The 15,315-nt window shown below is 54.6% G+C and carries 13 protein-coding genes; 7 read left to right on the top strand and 6 right to left on the bottom strand.

All coding sequences use genetic code 11. The annotated features are described in order from the left end of the window. Positions 1 to 50: 50 nt before the first annotated feature. Entirely contained in the window at positions 51 to 1,040 is a 990-nt protein-coding gene (locus tag Q3Y58_RS09695; RefSeq protein ID WP_319622072.1) for a sulfurtransferase, read from the bottom strand. 855 nt (positions 1,041 to 1,895) lie between these two features. Between Q3Y58_RS09695 and Q3Y58_RS09700 the strand changes: the two genes are divergently transcribed. After that, the gene (locus tag Q3Y58_RS09700) at positions 1,896 to 3,638 is read left to right on the top strand and encodes a type I secretion system permease/ATPase (protein WP_319622073.1); all 1,743 of its coding nucleotides are present in this window, start codon (positions 1,896 to 1,898) and stop codon (positions 3,636 to 3,638) included. After that, positions 3,625 to 4,941, top strand: coding sequence for an HlyD family type I secretion periplasmic adaptor subunit (locus Q3Y58_RS09705; RefSeq protein ID WP_274216938.1), 1,317 nt, complete (start codon positions 3,625 to 3,627; stop codon positions 4,939 to 4,941). The genes Q3Y58_RS09700 and Q3Y58_RS09705 overlap by 14 nt, the downstream gene beginning before the upstream one ends. Before the next feature lie 59 nt (positions 4,942 to 5,000). On the opposite strand, the gene Q3Y58_RS09710 is transcribed toward Q3Y58_RS09705, so the two are convergent. Continuing rightward, on the bottom strand, positions 5,001 to 5,483 hold the full coding sequence (locus Q3Y58_RS09710; RefSeq protein WP_274216937.1) for a GNAT family N-acetyltransferase: 483 nt from the start codon (positions 5,481 to 5,483) through the stop codon (positions 5,001 to 5,003). A 166-nt stretch (positions 5,484 to 5,649) separates the two neighbouring features. Between Q3Y58_RS09710 and Q3Y58_RS09715 the strand changes: the two genes are divergently transcribed. After that, positions 5,650 to 6,105 carry a DUF4174 domain-containing protein gene (locus tag Q3Y58_RS09715; protein WP_319622074.1) on the top strand — a complete coding sequence of 152 codons (456 nt, stop codon included), beginning with the start codon at positions 5,650 to 5,652 and terminating at the stop codon, positions 6,103 to 6,105. A 50-nt stretch (positions 6,106 to 6,155) separates the two neighbouring features. On the opposite strand, the gene Q3Y58_RS09720 is transcribed toward Q3Y58_RS09715, so the two are convergent. The 4 genes from Q3Y58_RS09720 to Q3Y58_RS09735 all read right to left on the bottom strand — a co-directional run bounded on the left by Q3Y58_RS09720 (position 6,156) and on the right by Q3Y58_RS09735 (position 10,277). Continuing rightward, positions 6,156 to 7,139: a glutathione S-transferase family protein gene (locus tag Q3Y58_RS09720; RefSeq protein ID WP_319622075.1), complete on the bottom strand. Its 984-nt coding sequence runs from the start codon at positions 7,137 to 7,139 to the stop codon at positions 6,156 to 6,158. Between the two features lie 214 nt (positions 7,140 to 7,353). After that, positions 7,354 to 7,713 (bottom strand): cupin domain-containing protein, encoded by a 360-nt coding sequence (locus tag Q3Y58_RS09725; RefSeq protein WP_319622076.1) that lies wholly within the window; start codon positions 7,711 to 7,713, stop codon positions 7,354 to 7,356. 54 nt (positions 7,714 to 7,767) lie between these two features. Beyond that, the gene (gene lsrK, locus Q3Y58_RS09730; protein WP_319622077.1) at positions 7,768 to 9,339 is read right to left on the bottom strand and encodes an autoinducer-2 kinase; all 1,572 of its coding nucleotides are present in this window, start codon (positions 9,337 to 9,339) and stop codon (positions 7,768 to 7,770) included. Then, positions 9,336 to 10,277: a sugar-binding domain-containing protein gene (locus Q3Y58_RS09735; protein ID WP_319622128.1), complete on the bottom strand. Its 942-nt coding sequence runs from the start codon at positions 10,275 to 10,277 to the stop codon at positions 9,336 to 9,338. Before Q3Y58_RS09735 ends, lsrK begins: the two co-directional genes overlap by 4 nt. 347 nt (positions 10,278 to 10,624) lie before the next feature. Here Q3Y58_RS09735 and lsrF point away from each other — a divergent pair, with 347 nt between their 5' ends. From lsrF to Q3Y58_RS09755, 4 genes are all read left to right on the top strand, one after another. After that, positions 10,625 to 11,521, top strand: coding sequence for a 3-hydroxy-5-phosphonooxypentane-2,4-dione thiolase (gene lsrF / locus Q3Y58_RS09740; RefSeq protein ID WP_319622078.1), 897 nt, complete (start codon positions 10,625 to 10,627; stop codon positions 11,519 to 11,521). A gap of 171 nt (positions 11,522 to 11,692) precedes the next feature. After that, the gene (lsrA, locus tag Q3Y58_RS09745; protein WP_319622079.1) at positions 11,693 to 13,213 is read left to right on the top strand and encodes an autoinducer 2 ABC transporter ATP-binding protein LsrA; all 1,521 of its coding nucleotides are present in this window, start codon (positions 11,693 to 11,695) and stop codon (positions 13,211 to 13,213) included. After that, positions 13,207 to 14,253: an autoinducer 2 ABC transporter permease LsrC gene (gene lsrC / locus Q3Y58_RS09750; protein WP_274216930.1), complete on the top strand. Its 1,047-nt coding sequence runs from the start codon at positions 13,207 to 13,209 to the stop codon at positions 14,251 to 14,253. The genes lsrA and lsrC overlap by 7 nt, the downstream gene beginning before the upstream one ends. Continuing rightward, entirely contained in the window at positions 14,250 to 15,257 is a 1,008-nt protein-coding gene (locus Q3Y58_RS09755; protein ID WP_319622080.1) for an ABC transporter permease subunit, read from the top strand. The genes lsrC and Q3Y58_RS09755 overlap by 4 nt, the downstream gene beginning before the upstream one ends. Positions 15,258 to 15,315: the final 58 nt, after the last annotated feature.

Below are 15,315 nucleotides of genomic sequence, written 5' to 3' on the forward strand. Positions count from 1 at the left end.
AATGAGGAGGAAAGGGCATCTCTTCGTTAGAGATGCCCCTGTTCTTGGGATCAGCTCTTCCCGCCATTCATGATTTCTATGCCTTCGCGGCCTTCCTCATAAAAAGCGTGGCTCCATTCAATCCAGGATCCGTCGTAGTTGTAGACGTCTGCTGCTCCCAGCACTTCTTCCAGAACCATTGTCGTGTGGGCAGACCGAACACCAGACTGACAGTAGGAAATGACCTTCTTGCCCTTGATGAGATCACCGTAAAGAGCTTTCAACTCGGCAGCGGTCTTCAAGGTACTGTCTTCGTTGACGGCTTTGGTCCAGTTGATGTGGACAGCGCCCGGAATGGCGCCTGGGCCATATGCACCGGACTTGACGCTTGTGCCATCAAACTCGTCGGTACCGCGGGTATCGATGATGACCCAGTCATCATCTGTAATCGCATTCCGTACCATTTCGATGGTGGCAAGCTTGGTTTCATTCTTGTTTGGGGCCACGTAGTCCGTCGCCTCAACTGTTGGATTTGCATTGCCGACAGGAAGCTCTGCGCCAAGCCATGCGTTTAGGCCGCCGTCAAGGTACTTTACGTTTTCATGGCCAAGCAGGCCGAGCTGCCAGTAGAGGCGGGCGGCGTCATGATGCTTGTTGGCTGCATATACTACAATCGGGCTGTCTGGAGTGGCGCCAATTCGGCTCAGCAGGTCTTCCATTTCGTCTGCTGTATTGCGCATTCCGCCGTAGTCATAGGCGCTCTTTTGCGCAGAGTAATCGCCCCGCCAGAATGTAAAGGATCCACTGATCGGGGTATCGCCCTTTGCAGGGTTCAACGCGCCAATGACGATCAGCTTGTCGTCTTCCTTCATCATCTTTGCGAGTTGAAGTGGTGTCGTAAATGCTGCTGGATTTGCGTAGTCTTCAATCTTTTGCGCTTGTTCTGTTGAATCAACGTCTACAACAGTTGCCCCGAAGATGTAGCGGTAAGCTGGATAGCCCGCGACTACGACCAGTGCAACGACCCCCAATGCCAGTTTGCTTGTAGTGGATTTGAACATGATGATCTCGCCTTTTTTTGATGGGGCCTGCTCCAAATCCAGAAAACCCCAAAACTCCCTCACTAACAGGCTTTACCAAGAGACCCAGACCAACATGCTGCAATGCGGTTCATGGATAGGCTCTTGGTTCACTCCGTGCCTGGTGTTAGCTCCTTCTGGATATTGCGATGAGATATATGATATTGGCAATATAAGTAATAGACACTACTATATTGAAATTATTGGCTTTTTTGATTTGTAAAATATAAAAACTACTGATTTGTTTGGCCTCTGTTGATAGCCGTTTCGGTTATTACTTACGAATATTTTCTTTTTGGATGATTTATTTATTACTATTTGAAAATGCGAGTGAGTTGCAGTTGTGATGCAGAAGTCGTTTGCCGCAGATAGGGCCTCCTACACCGTTTCTCTGAGTTGAATTCAGGGAAGGGTTTAACGTTTAATCCGGCAGGCGATCCTCTGCGGTCTTTGCGGGGCGCACCTAAAGCCAGCATGGATGCATGAGGTTCGGGGAACCGAAGTGCATGGCAAGAAGAGTTTGAGACCCACATCACGGATCGAACATCCACTGAAGCGCAAAAACGCCATGCAACTTTCTAGCTCAGAGTGACAGAACTGGCGGGCAACAATAACCGGCCATCTGTCCTAGGATAGTTCTGATGTGCAGCATTGCCGAGTGTTTTGGATACTGGCTCGAACACTCTAATTTTAACCAATGAACTCCAGCAGCTTGCGGTAGTCTGTGGGCAGCGGGTACAAGCCATGACTTATACAGATGTGTAATAGGAATATCATGGCGTTATAGGCATCTTCTGGCTATTGTTTGCCCCATCTTTTATCGATTTGAGTTGTTTGATGCTTCAATCAGTTTCCCGTAGGTCAAAGCGCTCTCCCATAACAGAGGCTTTCAAGTCCTGCCGCTCTGCATACCTGTCAATCGGGGCTATCAGTCTGGTCATCAACCTGTTGATGCTGACAGGCCCGATCTTCATGTTGCAGATCTATGACCGGGTGCTGTCCAGTGCCAGCGTCCCCACACTCATCGTCATCGCAGTGTTCGCAGGTGTGCTCTATGTCTTCTTTGCTTTGCTGGAGGGCATCAGGGCACGAAGCTTGAACCGCGTGTCTCAGGAGATCGATGCGCAGCTTTCCGCAGCCTCTTATGCTGCCAGCTTGAAGCTTCCTCTGCGGCTCGGTGCGCAAGGCAAGAACGTGGATCCGGTCCGGGATCTTGAAACCATGCGCCAGTTCTGGGGCGGTCAGGGACCATCGGCAATCTTCGATGTGCCGTGGATGCCAGTTTATCTGGCCATCGTCTTCGCGCTTCACTTCTGGCTTGGAATACTTGCCCTTGGAGGCGCCGTGGTCATTCTGGCTTTGGTGATCGCGAATGAGCTTCTCTCACGTGAGCCTAGCCGCGCCCTAAGTATTATGAACGGCCAGCGTAGCGGCTTTGTAAACGGCACCCGCAGAAATGCGGAGGTGATCCGGGCCATGGGCATGAACCAAACTCTGGTGGAACAATGGCAGCGCTCCAATGAAGACTACTATGACGTCCAGTCGAAGGCGGCGGACCGGCAGTCATTCTTTGCAACAGTCATCAAAGCCCTGCGTTTCATCCTTCAATCTGCTGTGCTTGGCGTAGGGGCTTGGCTGGCCATCAAGCAAGAAGTTTCTCCCGGTGTAATGATTGCAGCCTCGATCATTACATCGCGTGCGCTTGCACCTGTTGAACAGGCAGTTGCTCATTGGCGCGGGTTTCTGGCCTCTCGTCAAAGTCGTACCCGGCTCGAACAAGCGTTGCAGGCCATGGATGAGGAGGAGCCGCAGACCGAACTGCCACTCCCCAAGGACAATCTTGCCGTTGAAAATCTTGCCACCGCAGCGCCCGGCGAGAAGGTGCTCACCTTCAAGGGGGCAACGTTCCAGCTGCGCGCAGGGGATGGCTTGGGCGTGATCGGCCCGTCTGGCAGCGGAAAGACAAGCATGATACGGGCGCTTATCGGCGTCTGGCCCATCTTGCGCGGATCCGTTCGGTTTGATGGGGCTGAGCCCACTCAGTGGAGTGAGGAGCGTCTTGGCGCAGCGATCGGCTATCTGCCTCAAGATGTCGAGTTGTTTGATGGCAGCATTGCTGACAATATCGCCCGTTTTAGCGCTCAGCGTCAGGATGAGGATGTTCTGCGTGCCGCTCGAATGGCCAATGTTCATGATCTCATCACAAGTCTGCCGGATGGCTACGACACTCAAGTGGGGGATGGGGGAGCCCGTCTTTCTGCGGGGCAAAGACAGCGCATCGGTTTGGCGCGGGCACTCTACGGAGAGCCCTTTCTGGTTGTTTTGGATGAGCCCAATTCGAACCTCGATTCAGAGGGTGAAGCCGCGCTTATGGAAGCCATCAAGGCGCTTCGTGAAAAGGGCAGTATCGTGATCGTGGTCGCGCATCGACCGAGTGCAATTGCGACGGTGGACTACCTCTTGGTGATCAAAGAAGGTCAGCAAGTGGCGTTTGGACCGAAAGATGAAGTACTACAAAAGGTTGGTGCGAGCGTAGGAAAGCCAGCACCAGTGGGGGCCGTTGCTCATGACAGAAAATAGGGCTCTTGAAAAAGCACGTGCCTCCCGGCGCAAGCATACTTGGCTCGGCCTCGCCATGGTCGGTGTTCTTGTTGGTGGGCTTGGCGGCTGGTCAGCCGTTGCAGAAATCAGCGGTGCCGTGATTGCCTCTGGCTCTGTGGTCGTCGAAGGGCAACCGAGAAAGGTTCAGCATCAGGAAGGCGGCATTGTTGGCAAAATCTATGTGGAAGAGGGCGACCGTGTTGAGGCGGGTGACTTGTTGGTGCGCCTCGATGACACGGTCGTGCGGGCGAACTTGGAGATTTCCTCCAAGCAACTGGACCAACTCTATGCACGTGAAGCGCGCCTGAATGCCGAGTGGCAGCAGCTGGATGAAGTCAAGTTCCCACTCCACCTGACAGCGCGGGAACTCACGAGCCCAAACGCAGCGACGGCGGTCAATGGTGAAAGAGCCTTGTTTGAGGCCCGCGCACGGGCTTTGGAAGGGCGGAAGCGCCAGTTGGTAGAGCAGATCTCTCAGCTTGAAGAGCAGATCAAGGGGCTTGAAGTGCAGCGAGATGCAAAGGCTGAAAGCATTGCGCTGATCTCAGACCAGCTCGCAGACTTTGAAACGCTCATGGAAAAGCGTTTGGTCAATGCCTCTCAGGTGACCGCGATCAAGCGTGACAGAGCTGAGTTGGTTGGTGATCGAGGGGCTTTGATTTCCCAGATTGCCCAAACCAAAGAAGGGATCAGCGAGCGCCGCATTCAAATCCTTCAGTTGGATGAAAGCTTTCTTGAAAATGTTCTGTCCGAACTGCAGGATACCCGTTCCCAAATTGCCCAGTTGGAAGAACAGAAAACCGCAGCTGAAGACCGGCTGAACCGCATCGAGATCATCTCTCCAACATCAGGACTGGTTCACCAGTTGGAAGTCAATACCGAGGGCGGCGTTGTTGGGGCAGGTGCTTTGTTGATGCTGATCGTTCCCGACACGGTAGACCTTGTTGTTGAAACACGGGTGCGTCCAACTGATGTGGATCAGGTCACAATCGGGCAGGAGGCGCGGGTGCGCCTTGCTGCGCTGGATCAGCGCGTAACGCCGGAGCTGTTTGCCACGGTCAAGCACGTTGCGCCAGACCTGACACAGGATGAGAAAACCGGCGAGCAGTATTACAAGGTGCGGCTGGAGATCAGTGAGGACGAGCTCGAGCGGCTCGAGGGTCAAATTCTGGTGCCCGGAATGCCGGTTGAAGGATTCATCAGGACCAGCTCTCGCACGGTTCTATCTTATCTGCTGAAGCCGCTTCGTGATCAGATTGCCCACGCACTGCGCGAAAGCTGATCGGAACAAATGATAGGCATTCATCACGCCGACCTCGAAATGAGGTCGGCGTTTTTGTTTCAGTCGCTGTTCTTTGCATAGACCATGCGAAGGATATGTTGCGGTCCCGCCGCACCTCCATGATAGAGCTCGCCCGTATCCTCGAAACCGGTGGCTAGGTATAGTCTATAGGCCACTGGGTTTTTGCAGTTCACCGTCAAGACTATGGATCCGTGCTTGGCGTAGTGGGCCTCCAGGTGCTTTCGAAGGGCTTCCATGGCTTTTTTTGCCAGTCCGCGCCCTTGGTACTCATGGCCGATCAAGAACGCTCTGAAGCCCAGCTCACCTGTCTTCGCGAAGTCGTAGGTATTGGGGTAGGCGGTGTCGAGGTTGAACATACCGACGATCTTGTCCCCGTCGACAATCACGTGCAGGTGGCTTGTGTCCGGCGCTGCTTCCACGATCTCCTGCGTGGTGCCAACAAATTTAAGCTGCTCTTCCGTTACCGAAACAGCAAAAAGCTCATCCAGGTCTGTTTTTTCCAGGTGCCTGACCACAACCATTTCGCGCTCTCCTTAGTGCAAGAGGCTTGTATCTAGCACAACCAAAAGGAGATTGGAACAAATATGGAACATATTTGAAACTTGAAAGATTAGGCAGCGGATTTTGCGGCAAAAATGAACCCCAATCCGCCGCTCTCCGTAATGCAGATCAAACCAAGGAGCTTATATGCCTTCCAAACGGACTGCCTCATGGATGATCGGACTGAGTGCGCTAGCGGTATTTGCAACAAGCAGTGCCGTTTATGCCGACCTCTCAGAGTTTCAATGGAAAAACCGCCTGCTATTGGTTTTTGACGATAGTAAGGACGCGGCTTTGCTGCGCACACAACGCAAGATCTATGATGAAAACCAGGCTGATATGAAGGAGCGGGATCTTCTGTTTTTTGAAGTCGCCAAGGACAGGGCCCGTGTCATCGGAAAGCCTGCGCCTGAGATGGATGCGGCGAAGTTAAGATCCCTATTGAGTGTGGAAAGCCAAGAAAAGCAGGTCGTATTGATTGGCAAAGACGGAGGCGTAAAGCACAGGCGCGAGGGGGTAATCGAAGCGCCTGATCTGTTCGCAATCATTGATGCCATGCCGATGCGCCAATCTGAAATGCGTTCAAACGACGAGATCAAGTGAACCAGAGCGTGCCCCAGCATCGCCCCTGTTCCGCTTCCACAAACCGATGCTCAGAACCGTGCCACCTGTGAAGGCATCTGGCTACGGTCGTGAGGCGCTGTAAAATCAATGCCATCAGGCCCTTTGGCAACAATACCGAATGGGTTGATCGTCCTCAGTGACTTGAAGTAGTGCGCCTTGATATTCTCCATGTGGATCGTTTCAGTTATGCCTTCCCATTGATACAACTCGCGGAGGTAGGCAGAGATGACTGGGTAGTCGCTGATGCGGCGCAAGTTGGTCTTGAATAGGCAAACATAAACGGCATCAAACCGCAGTAAGGTCGCGAACAAACGCCAATCCGCCTCTGTTATGGTATCACCCGCCAGATAGCGTTGAGATGAGAGAATGTCTTCCAGCCTGTCGAGGGATTGAAAAACCTCTGAAACAGCTGTCTCATAAGCCTCTTGAGAGCGTGCAAAACCTGAGCGATAGACGCCGTTGTTGATGGTCGGGTAGATCCAGGCATTGAGCTCATCAATCTTCTCGCGAAGGTGTTCTGGATAAAAGTCGATGTCGTTACCGGCAACGCCTACAAATTCCGAGTTCAACATGCGAATGATCTCTGAAGACTCATTGCTCACAACAACGTTGAGCTTCTTGTCCCAAAGCACTGGAACCGTTACGCGACCTGTGTAGTCGGAGTCCCCTTTTGTGTAGACTTCATGAAGATAGGTAAAGCCGTTAATCGGGTCTGGATCGGTCCCATTTTTCCCTGAAAACCACCAGCCGTTTTCGCCCATGTAGGGGTCCACAACAGAGAGCGAAATGGCGTCTTCCAGGCCTTTCAGCTTGCGAAAAATACGTGTCCTGTGGGCCCACGGACAGGCGTCCGCCACGTAGAGGTGATAACGGCCAACTTCCGGTGCGAACTTGGTGGAGCCATCGGCCTTGATCCAGTCACGGCAGACGGCATCTGCTCGCTTGAACGCGCCGTCTTCCTTCGCCGCGCCAACTTCGCCGGTGACCCATTTCCCTTCGACAAGCTTGCCCATGACACTCTCCAGTTCGGCATTTCACTCCGGAACAAGTGTAGCTCTTTTGGGTGGGCAGGGCACCAACAGGTCTGGTTGAATGACTGTTCATGAAATGCGAACGGCTTTGGGGTGAGGGCGTCAATTGAGCACTTGGTTGTTTGAAGACCAGCCGCAGACAAGAAAACAAAAAGACCGCCATGACGGCGGCCTTGATTGTTGGTGGGGCTGCAAACTAGGCAGCGTCCCCTGGCTTCCAATTCACCGGAACACCATCTTTGGGATCGAAAGGTGCCTTGATAAACACCGCCTTCCACGGCACGTCGCCTTTGTTCTCCACGTAGTGGGCTTCTCCGGGCTCACAGCGGAGAAAATCGCCAACGCCGAGCACATGAAGAGTGCCGTCCACATACATGTGTACTTCACCAGCAATGGTCAGAAAATTCTCTTCGATGCGGCAGTGCTTGTGGGCTGGAAAATGCTGGCCGGGCTGCAAGGTCACAACGCCAATGTCAGATCGAGGTCCGCGTTGCAGGTACTTTGGGCCATGATCTTCAAACCGATAGGAATGATCGCTTTCGCTTGTTTTAAACATGATTACTTGAGGCGCCTGCGCAAACCGAGGATTGCCACGCCTTCCTCCTCGTTCTTAAAGCCCAGGGGCCTTCCACATGGACCGGGTGATGTTTTGATCAACCAGCGCACGCTGCGCTGCGTAGGCGGTGCGCCATTTCTCGGTGATCTCGCCGTAAAGCGCGTGATTAGCCAGGTCAGGGGTGTAGCGGCGCTTCCACCGCACGGTCTTGTCTGCCGCTTCCATCAGCGAACCATAGACACCAATGCCAACCCAAGCCGCTAGCCCTGCCGCAAATGCAGTCGCTTCAGTCACTTCCGGCACCTTAACAGGCATGCCGGTTGCGTCGGACAGGATCTGGCACCAAAGCTTGCCCTTGGATGCCCCCCCTGCAAACACGATCTCGTCAAGTTCGACATCAGCCATGTTTGCTGCCAGACGAAGGTTTTCATTTGCAACGATCGCAGCGTTTTCTTGTAGCGCGCGGAAAATCTCTGCCTTGCCGCAGGTAGTGGCGTCCAGTGAAAGGTTCAGTAGAGACGGGGCTGCATGATACCAAGAGCCGTAGTTCATCACGTCCGTATAGACGGGAAGGATGCCACCAGCCCCAACTGGAACAGCGCTGGACATGGCCTCGAGTAGTTCATAGACGTCCAGACCACGTTCCTGAGCAACACGCTGTTCTTCTTGGCAGAAGGCGTCCCGGAACCAGCGCGTGGTCATGCCCACCATGAAGGCAATACCTTCTGCCTGACTTACGCCGGGCACCACATGTGGATTGACACGAATACGCATTTCCGGATCTGTCTTGGCGCTGCCCATGTTCACCACTTCCTGCCAGAAAGTGCCACCAAGAACAGCCGCCTGACCGGGGCGGGACACACCAAGGCCCAGCGCACCCAGTTGCACATCACCGCCGCCCATAATGACGGGGGTTCCCGTTGCGAGCCCGGTTTCCGCTGAGGCCTTGGCGGTGACGTCACCTATTGGCGTGCCTGTTTCGACAACAGGCGGAAAGATTGTATTTTTGATACCAGCGCGGGCTGCGATGTCGGGGCACCAGTCACGGGTTTCTAGAGAAAAGATGCCGGTTGTTCCAGCGTTGGATGGATCGGAGGCAATGACACCGGAAAGGCGTGCCAGCATCCAGTCCGAGAGCATGGACATCTTGTCTGTCTGCTCATAGACCTGCGGCAAGTGTTTTTCGATCCACTTCAAACGCGGTATCGCGCCGAGGGCAAAAGTCTGGCCTGAAATCCGGTAGGCGTCTTTTTCGAGATCCGGAGCCTCGACCTGCAAAGCGCGCACTTCTTCGGCGGCCCTTGAGTCCACGTTAGCGCAGGCCCACAGTTCAGAACCATCCTTACTATAAAGAACGATACCCTCGCGCATGCTGGTGGCGCTTACGGCTCGGATGTCGCTGGCCTTCAGTTTGGCTTCTCCCAAAGCCTTCTTTATGCAGCGACACAGCAAAGCCCAATTGGCTTCGCAGTCGAAAGCCATGGAGCCCGGGAATTGCGGATCGCTCAAATGGCTCCACTCTTCCTGCCCCACGGCAACCTGTCTGCCTTCGGCGTCGAAAATGACAGCTCTCCCGCTGCCCGTTCCGGCGTCAATAGCCAGGACATAGCCCTGGTTTTGACTCATGATGTTTCTCCCTTGATGATGGCCTGCGCCGTCGGCTCATCTGTGATCAGCACATTGAAGTGCTTGCCTTTGGCCGCAGCCCGAATGGCGTCCACCTTGTCTTGACCGCATGCTGCAGCAACCACCTGAGGAATGTTGCGCAGAGCCTCCAAATCCAGCCCGACAAGAGTGTTGTGAAACGGCAGGTCGAGAACCTCACCGTTTTCATCGTAAAATACAGCTATGATATCGCCGACAGCGCCTTGGCGGCGAAACGCCTCAAACTGCGAACCTGTTGCATAGCCTGATGTGATCAAGGTCGCCTGATTGGCCACTGAGCCGACGCCAACAAGAGCGTAATTGGCCGTTTTTGCCATGCTCATCACGTCCATGACATGACGCTCGTTGCGCAAGCTTGCTGCCAGATCCGGGTTTGAGACCAGCAATGGGGCAGGGATCAGGTGCACGTTTTGAGAAGTGCGCCCAGAAGCAATACCTTCAATGTAAGCAGCAACCCCGCCCGTAAGGCTTACAAGTGAGATGTCGCGATGCGACAACGTCTGCGCCAGTCTCTGCAAGGCGCCCATTACCATGGCTCCCCAGCCGACCGCCAAGAGGTCTGACTTCTTGAGCTTTCCCATGAAGTATTGGCTGGCCGCTTCCGAGAGCCTGTCTCCGGAATTTTCCTGGGAGTTCGCAGGAATGACGCGCACTTCAGTCAGCCCATAGAGCTGCTGAAGGCGATTTTCGAGTTCAAAACACCCGCCATAACTGGAATTAATATGAATATGGATTAAGCCCATACGGCGGCCGCGCTCAAGCATGCGCGATACCTTGATACGTGACAGATTTAGACGCGTGCCGATTTCGCTCTGCGTCATGCCGTCGTGGTAGTAGTACCACGCCACGCGGCTCATGAGCTCCTCTTCCTGAGGTTCAAATGTCTGGTCTTCGGTCATCTCGTTCACAGCGTCTCTCCAACTGCCCTGTTGCTGTGCATATGATCACTTCAAAGATAAATGATCAAGCTTTCATTGCGGAATGAGTTTTTCATATATCCGGATTATCCCGTAATTTTGAAAATTTTAAATGAATTTCCCTCGCTTTTGGAAGGGTTTGAGTGAAATTTCACCATAGTGGATAGTGATCATATGTTTCGGTGCGCGCATTTTTGTAACGTGAATCGGGTTGACCTATGCCTCTCAGCAGCAATACTCAGGTGAGCAATTGATGAGTCGCTGTTCACATGAACGACGCTTCTCGGTGAGGAGTGAATGCGGCCTAACAACAATGAGCGGAGAGCGTTATGGCTGACATGGACGATGTAAAAGAAGGCAAGAACTTTTGTGAGGACATTCCGGTTGAAGTGAAGCCGTTTCCTATCCGAGGTTCCAACGCGCTGGACTGGGGGATGCAGGACCGTATGGCGCGCATTTTTCAGGAAAAGAGTGGCAACACGGTCATGCTGGCGTTTGACCACGGATACTTTCAGGGTCCGGCAACAGGGTTGGAGCGTCTGGATCTCACCATTCGCCCGCTGGTTCCTTACACCGATGTTTTGATGTGCACCCGCGGTGGTCTGCGCGCCACCATGCCTGCAGATAGCCGTAAGCCGGTGGTTCTGCGCTGCTCTGGCGGCATGAGCGTTCTCACAGAACTTTCAAACGAGCTGGTTGCGGTCGATATTGAAGACGCTGTGCGTCTGAATGCTTCTGCCATCACCACCAATGTGTATGTCGGTGCGGAGTACGAACACCAGTCTCTGGCAAACCTTGTGAAGCTGATTGACACCGGCAATCGGTACGGCGTTCCCACAATGGCCGTAACCGGGGTTGGCAAGGACATGGCACGCGACGCTCGCTATTTCGGCCTCGCAACACGCATCTGTGCCGAACTCGGCTCGCACATCATCAAGACATACTTTGTGGAAGAGGGTTTCGAGAAAGTTGTCGCAGGGTGTCCCGTGCCGATCGTGATTGCAGGCGGCAAGAAGCTGCCGGAAATGGATGCGCTCTACATGGCTTACAAGGCGATCGATCAGGGCGCGCATGGCGTTGATATGGGCCGGAATATCTTCCAGTCCGACAGCCCGGTTGGGATGATCAAGGCGGTACGCGCTGTTGTTCACGATGGCGAGAAGCCAGAGAAAGCCATCGAACTCTATGAGGCTGAAAAGGCCGCTCAAGCACAAGCCGCTGAGTAATCGAGAAGTGCTCCAGCAGAACGCGAAAGGTTGGGAGACGGGTGACCGTTGCCTTTCGCCGCTCTGAGGAGCCCGGCCGTTGGCCCAACGACACAACACGCGGAGAGGGGAGCCTCTCCGCGATAGGGGAGAATAGCGGGAAACTGCTCAAAACCAGGGAGTGCGTTCGACATGACGGAACAAATACCGTCTACTCTACGCGAAACACTCATCAAAGCCGATGCCATCTGGAAATTCTTCGGAAGCGTGTCGGTTCTGAAAGGCGTGGATCTCACGCTTGAGTCAGGTCAAATCCATGCACTTTTGGGAGGAAATGGCGCTGGCAAGTCCACGTTGATGAAAATCATCGCCGGATTGCATCCGGTTGATCGCGGTGATCTTTATGTGGGCGGCGTAAAGGCGAACAATCTAACACCAGTTCTTTCACGGCAATTGGGCATTCATCTGGTTCCTCAGGAGCCCATGCTGTTCCCAAACCTCACGGTAGAAGAAAATGTGCTGATGCACATGCCCGGCAATCGGGCCGAGTTGAAGTCCCGGCTGATCGACCTGATCAAAGAGGTCGGATCATCCCTAGAATTGCACACACCAGCTGGCCAGCTTGAAGTGGCTGATCAACAGATGGTGGAGATCCTGCGCGGCCTCATTCGCAATGCCAGGATCCTTATACTGGATGAACCCACATCGGCTTTGACACCGCGGGAAGTGGCCAAGCTGTTTACCCGCATGCGGGCACTCTCTGCCCAGGGCGTCGGCATCTTTTTCATTAGCCACAAGCTTGGCGAAATTCGGGAGATCGCCGAGACGGTTAGCATCCTGCGTGACGGCAAGGTCGTGCTCGCAGGCCCACCCAAGAGCTTCTCTGATGCCGAAATCGTGCGAGCCATGACTCAGATTGAAGGCAAGTCTGCCTTCGAGATTGATGAAGCTCGGCCAGAGTTCACCGAAGGCATGGAAGTGCTCAGGGTTCAAAATCTGTGCGGCGAGGGCTTCGCCCATATATCTTTCAGCTTGCATGCGGGTGAAGTCTTGGGGTTGGCGGGCGTTGTTGGCTCCGGCCGCACCGAGCTTGCCGAAACGCTTTATGGCATCCGAAAAGCTGCCCGAGGCCGCATCACAGTTGACGGTTTGGATCTGACAGAAACCTCGCCGATCAAGAGCCTTGACCATGGCGTGGTCTATCTTCCGGAGGACCGTCAATCCAGTGGCCTGTTTGTCGATGCATCGCTGTGCTGGAACTCATCCTCGCTGGTCTTGTATCGCGAGCCCGCATGGCTTCGTCTGGGCGCGGAAGAGCAGCGCTTCCAAGACTATGTGAAGTCGCTCGGAATTGTCTGCGCATCTTCCTCCCAGGCTGTGCGCACCCTTTCCGGTGGCAATCAACAGAAGATCCTTCTGGCCAAATGCCTTGCGGCAAACCCCAAGGTTTTGATCCTTGATGAGCCCACCCGCGGCGTAGATGTGGCCGTTCGCGCCGACATCTATAGGTTGATTGATGACCTTGCCGCGCGTGGTGTCGCCATCCTTTTGATCTCTTCGGACCATGAAGAAGTCCAGCGCTTGAGCAATCGAGTTCTGGTCATGGATCACGGCCATCCAGGCGGAGAGCTCAGGGGAGCGGAAATCACCGTCGATGCCATCGCACAGCTGTCCTTCGGCGTTACCGCAGAACAGGAGGCCAAACAATGTTGATACGGTTCTTGCAAACCAACCGCGAAGCTTCTGTTGCGGTCATCATCCTGCTGCTATTCGTCGTGCTGGGGGTGGTGGATACATCGTATCTCTCCTTCGAGACGGTACTGTCAATCTACAACAACAGCCTGATCCTGCTGGTCATTGCCATCGGCGCCACACTGGTCATGGCAACCCGCGGGTTGGATGTCTCCATCGGCTCGATCATGGGTCTGTCCGCCGCTGTGGCGGGAATACTGATGAACGGGCAATTCGGTATCGGCCCAAGCATTGCCATCGCATTGTTCGTTGGTCTGCTTTGCGGTCTCTTCAATGGCTTCATGGTTGCCATTTTGCGGGTGCCTGCCATCGTGGCTACCCTTGGCACACTCGGTCTCTATCGCGGTCTTGTGCATCTGGTTACAAGCGGCAGCTGGATCGAAGGCTTGCCGGAGGGTTTCAAAGGCCTGTCTCATGCAGGCTTTCTGGGGCTCTCAGCCTTTGCATGGATTGTTCTGTTCCTGCTTGTCGGCACCCACTGCTGGCTTCGGTACACCGCCTTTGGTCGCTCGCTTTTCGCCGTTGGTGACAATCGTGAAGGGGCCCGCTTGCTGGGTATCAAGGTAAGGCAGGTTCAGCTCACTGCTTATGCGATCAACGGCGTTCTTGCAGCTCTTGCCGGCATCATCTTCGCAGCCCAGATCGGCTTTATTCCAAACACCGCTGGCAACGGCATGGAAATGCGCGCAATTGCCTCAAGTGTCCTGGGTGGCGTGAGCCTGCTTGGTGGCACCGGAACGGTCATCGGCGCTGGCCTTGGGGCCTACTTCATGACCTCCATCGACAGTGTTCTGGTCATGCTGCGCCTCGATGCTTTCTGGAACGACATGATCGCGGGCGGCATCCTTCTGGTGGTCCTGATCGCCGACGGAAAGATCCGCGAAGCCATGGGGTCCGCTCTGCGTTACCAGAAGTACCGCAAGTTCATTGAGACAGACGCCCAGAACGACAAGTCCGTCGAAACTCCAACCATCAAGGAACTCGGTGAGGTGCGCAAATGAACAGGCTCCACTTCTTGAAGCGCTGGGAGACAGTGCTGGCTATCCTCCTGGTTGGCGAAATTCTGGTGTTTGGCGCCATCAATCCGGCCTTCCTGCGCCCTTCAACATTGCTGTTTTCAACGAGCGACTTCGTTCATATCGGCATTGTGGCTCTTGCCCTTACTCTGGTGATCATCACCGGCGGCATTGACCTTTCCATCGGGGCTGTAATGGGGCTTGCAGCGATCACTCTTGGGCTGCTTTGGGTGAATGGCGTCAACATTTGGATCGCCTGCCTTGGTGCCCTTTGTGTTGGCTGTGCAACCGGTGTTCTTAACTCGGTGGCCATTCACGTGGCCAAGGTCAACCCGCTTGTGATTACGCTTGGATCAAGCTTCTTGTTCAGTGGCGCAGCACTGGTTCTGTCCGGTCTTGGTGGGGCCTCCGGCTATGAGGGCATCAGCGGCTTTGATGCAAGCTTTGTGGAATTGGCGAACCTGGAGGTCCTCGGCCTGCCATTTCCGCTTGTCATCTTCTTTGTGGCGACCGGGATCTTCATGGTCATCCTGCATCGCACCCGCTTTGGTCGCTACATCTATCTGATCGGCCAGAACGACCGGGCAGCACGGTATGCAGGGGTGCCTCAGTTCCGCACGCTCACCATTGCCTATGCCCTTACCGGTATCATGGCAGCGCTTTCGGGGCTGGTACTGGCAAGCTACTTCGGCTCAGCCCGTTCAGATTTTGGCTCTGCGGCGCTGATGCCCGCCATCACCGCAGTGGTTCTGGGTGGGACCAGCATCTACGGCGGCTCTGGCACCATTCTTGGCACAGCATTGGCAGCATTGCTGGTCGGCTACTTTCAAACAGGTCTGCAAATCATCGGGGTTTCCAGTCACGTCTCCAACGCGCTCTCTGGCGGGTTGCTGGTGTTGGTGGTTGCCCTGCGCAGCCTGAGTGAGATGGGACGCGCTTATTACCTCCAGTGGCGCGTGCTCAAGAGCGTTGGGCAGCAGACAAGCTGATCCAGCGCACCAATGGGAGACGGTCCGCACGCCTTCTGGGAGAGCTGGCAGGGATGCG

The sequence above is a fragment of the Nesiotobacter zosterae genome, assembly GCF_033843645.1.
Lineage (GTDB): Bacteria > Pseudomonadota > Alphaproteobacteria > Rhizobiales > Stappiaceae > Pseudovibrio > Pseudovibrio zosterae.